Annotated in this window: 4 protein-coding genes; 2 read left to right on the top strand and 2 right to left on the bottom strand. The window is 73.1% G+C overall.

Going from position 1 to position 3,169, the window contains the following annotated elements; translation table 11 throughout:
• Positions 1-347: 347 nt before the first annotated feature.
• Positions 348-1,379: an aspartate-semialdehyde dehydrogenase gene (locus tag HMPREF0731_RS09155; protein ID WP_007003815.1), complete on the bottom strand. Its 1,032-nt coding sequence runs from the start codon at positions 1,377-1,379 to the stop codon at positions 348-350.
• A gap of 319 nt (positions 1,380-1,698) precedes the next feature.
• Here HMPREF0731_RS09155 and HMPREF0731_RS26150 point away from each other — a divergent pair, with 319 nt between their 5' ends.
• On the top strand, positions 1,699-2,124 hold the full coding sequence (locus HMPREF0731_RS26150) for a DUF1489 family protein (protein WP_040612608.1): 426 nt from the start codon (positions 1,699-1,701) through the stop codon (positions 2,122-2,124).
• Positions 2,125-2,259: 135 nt separating this feature from the next.
• The gene (locus tag HMPREF0731_RS09145; protein ID WP_007003813.1) at positions 2,260-2,514 is read left to right on the top strand and encodes a hypothetical protein; all 255 of its coding nucleotides are present in this window, start codon (positions 2,260-2,262) and stop codon (positions 2,512-2,514) included.
• A gap of 149 nt (positions 2,515-2,663) precedes the next feature.
• Here the strand turns inward: HMPREF0731_RS09145 and HMPREF0731_RS09140 are convergent.
• On the bottom strand, positions 2,664-3,169 hold a 506-nt coding region (locus HMPREF0731_RS09140; protein WP_007003812.1), incomplete at its 5' end, for an NADH-quinone oxidoreductase subunit B family protein.

The raw sequence follows: 3,169 nt of genomic DNA, 5'->3' as shown, positions 1-3,169 counted from the left end.
GGCATTGCCGCCGGTCAGCCCGGCGACGCCGGCACCCGCGCCGGCCCCCAGCAGGCCGCCGCCGATGGCCCGCTGGCCGGGGTTGTAGGGATCGGTGCAAGCGGCCAGGCCGAGGCCCATGCCGGCGACCAGGCCCAGGCGAATGATGCTCTTGCGCATGTCAGCTCCTCCTTGCGGGCGTCTCAACGCCAGCAAGCTCGGCCGGATGCGGGACAAATTCGGGGCGGCCAGATGGCCAGGCTGCCGCAATTCCACACAGTCGCGTGAGAGGGCGCGGAAACCGCGCCGGGCGCAAAAAACGGGCGGCCCGAGGGCCGCCCGCCAAAACCGCGCGCCGGGAGGACGGCTCAGGCCGACTGCTTCTCCAGCAGCCCCTGGCGGACCAGCTCCTCGGCGATCTGCACGGCGTTCAGCGCGGCGCCCTTGCGCAGATTGTCGGCCACGCACCAGAAGGCCAGGCCATGCGGCACGGTCGGGTCGGCGCGCAGGCGGGAGACGAAGACCGGATCCTCGCCCGCCACATCCACCTGGGTGGCGTAGCCGCCATCCTCGCGCCGGTCGAGCACGGTCAGCCCCGGCGCCTCGCGCAGCGCCGCCCAGGCCTGCTGCACGGTGATCGGGGTCTCGAACTCGACATGCACCGCCTCGCCATGGCCGATGAAGGCCGGCACGCGCACGCAGGTCGCCACCACCTGGATGTCGGGGTCGAGGATCTTGCGGGTCTCGACCGCCATCTTCCACTCCTCCTTGGTGAAGCCGTCGTCCATGAACTTGTCGATGTGCGGGATGCAGTTGAAGGCGATCGGCTTGGTGAACACCTCGGGCGTCGCCGCGTCGTTGACGAAGATGCCGCGGGTCTGGGTGAACAGCTCGTCCATCGCCTCCTTCCCCGCGCCGGAGACCGACTGGTAGGTGGAGACCACCACCCGCTTGATGCGCGCCACCTCGTGCAGCGGCTTCAGCGCCACCACCATCTGGATGGTCGAGCAGTTCGGGTTGGCGATGATGTTGCGGCGGCGGAAGCCGCGCAGCGCGCCCGGATTGACCTCCGGCACCACCAGCGGCACGTCATGGTCCATGCGGAACTGGCTGGTGTTGTCGATCACCACGCAGCCGGCCGCCGCCGCGCGCGGCGCGTGCACCGCCGAGACCGAGGCGCCGGGCGAGAACAGCCCGATATCGACGCCCGAGAAGTCGAAGGTCTCGAGATTCTGCACCTTCAGCACGGCGTCCTCGCCGAAGGACACCTCCCGCCCGGCCGAACGGCCGGAGGCCAGCGCGATCACCTCGCTGACCGGGAAATTCCGCTCGGCCAGGGTCTTGAGCATCTCGCGCCCCACATTGCCGGTGGCGCCGACGACCGCGACACGATAGCCCATGATGGCAGCTTCCTTTCCAAACTTGCGCGCTCCGCGCAGGCCCCGCGCGATACCCCCTCCCCCGCCCCGCCCGCAATCTTTCTTTCGGGCTGCCGCCGTCGGGTGGAGAAGCGGGACGCTGTACTCAAGTGAGGCGGCGGTGGAGGGGATAGCGACGCCGCGCGCTGTCCGCCCGCGCCCCGTGCCCCGGTCGAGGCTCCCCGCCCCACCTCCCAACCCCGCGCCCCGTCGCCGTGCCGCGTCCCGCTTCTCCACCCGACGGCGGCAGCCCGAAAAAAAGGACTTGGCGAGGAAGGGGGGTGGGGGCATCTCCCGGGGCGTGTTGCACATCCTGAAATTGTGTGTCGGGCCGCGCGACGTGGCCTCGCTGCGGGCGGCGCAGGCGCGCCGCGCCGAGCTGGACCCGCCCTTGCGGCACCTGACGCGGCAGATGCCGAAGCGGGCCGAGGAGATCCTGGCGGGCGGCTCGCTCTACTGGGTGGTGGCGGGGTTCTGCTGCGTGCGGCAGCGCATCCTCGACATCCGCGAGGAGCCTGGCCAGGACGGCACGCCGCACGCCGCGCTGGTGCTGGACCCGGCGCTGGTGGCGGTGGCGGCGCGGCCGGTGAAGCCCTTCCAGGGCTGGCGCTACCTGGCGGCCGAGGCGGCGCCGGCCGACATCGCCAGCGCGGCGGCCGATGCCAGCGGCATCTCGGCCCTGCCCGAGGTGCTGCGGCGCGAATTGCAGCTGCTCTGCCTGCTCTGAGCCGTCGCGCCTCCAGCGCCTGCGCGGCAATCCGTATCGTTACCGTTAATTCAGGCTCGGCCCATCCTGGCGAGAGGCCGTGCCCGCCATGCTTCCTCCCAGGGGCGAGGCCGCCCCGCCACAGGAAATGCACCAATGCTTCGCCCGCTTCGCCTTCTGATCGCCGCCTTCGCCCTGGCCGCCCCGCTCGCCCTGACCAGCTTCGCCGGCACCGCCGAGGCCCGCTCGACCCGCGCCCAGGCCACCGAGCAGTCGGCCACCACGCAGCAGCCGCGCCGCACCCAGGCGCATCGCGGCCAGCGCACCCGCCAGGCGCATGCGACCTCGGGCAAGCGGACCCGCCAGCACGCCGCCCGCGCCCGCCGCGCCACCCAGCGCGCGGCCGGCTGAGCGGCTTTCGAATCCGGCGGCGGATTTAATTCCCGGCAGTCCGCCGCCGATCGGCCGATCCTTCCCGGTGACGGCCGCTAGGGCCGGTCGGAGCAATCCGGCCGGCTCTTTTTTTTCGGGGTCGGCCGGCGGCGGGGCGGCTCTTCGGCTCAGGGCCAGCGTGGCCCGGCGGTGAACGGCGCCTCCTCCTCCGGCGCTTCCTCCTCCGGCGCCGCCTCGGGCCGCGCGGGCGCCTCCGGCGCGGCGCCCGACTCGACCGCCAGCAGCGTCAGCAGCCCCTCCAGCAGCAGCGCCGGGCCGGGCGGGCAGCCGGGGATGACCAGATCCACCGGCAGGGCGGCGCCCACCCCCTCCTCCACCGCGTAGGCGCCGGCGAACACCCCGCCGCCCAGCGCGCAATCCCCCACCGCCACCACCCAGCCCGGCTCGGCCATGCAGGCATGGGCGCGCTGCGCCGCCTCGGTCATGGTCCGTGTCATCGGCCCGCTCACCAGCAGCACATCGGCGTGCCGCGGCGAGGCGACGAAGCGCAGCCCGAAGCGCTCCAGATCATGCACCACGCCCCGCAGCGCCGCGATCTCCAGCGCGCAGCCCTGGCAGCCGCCGGCCTGCACCGGCAGGATCGCCAGGCTGCGGCCCAGGCGCCGCCGCGCCG

Source organism: Pseudoroseomonas cervicalis ATCC 49957 (assembly GCF_000164635.1).
Taxonomy (GTDB): domain Bacteria; phylum Pseudomonadota; class Alphaproteobacteria; order Acetobacterales; family Acetobacteraceae; genus Pseudoroseomonas; species Pseudoroseomonas cervicalis.
The sequence above is the reverse complement of the archived record's forward strand: the minus strand, read 5'-3'. Positions and strand labels throughout refer to the sequence as shown.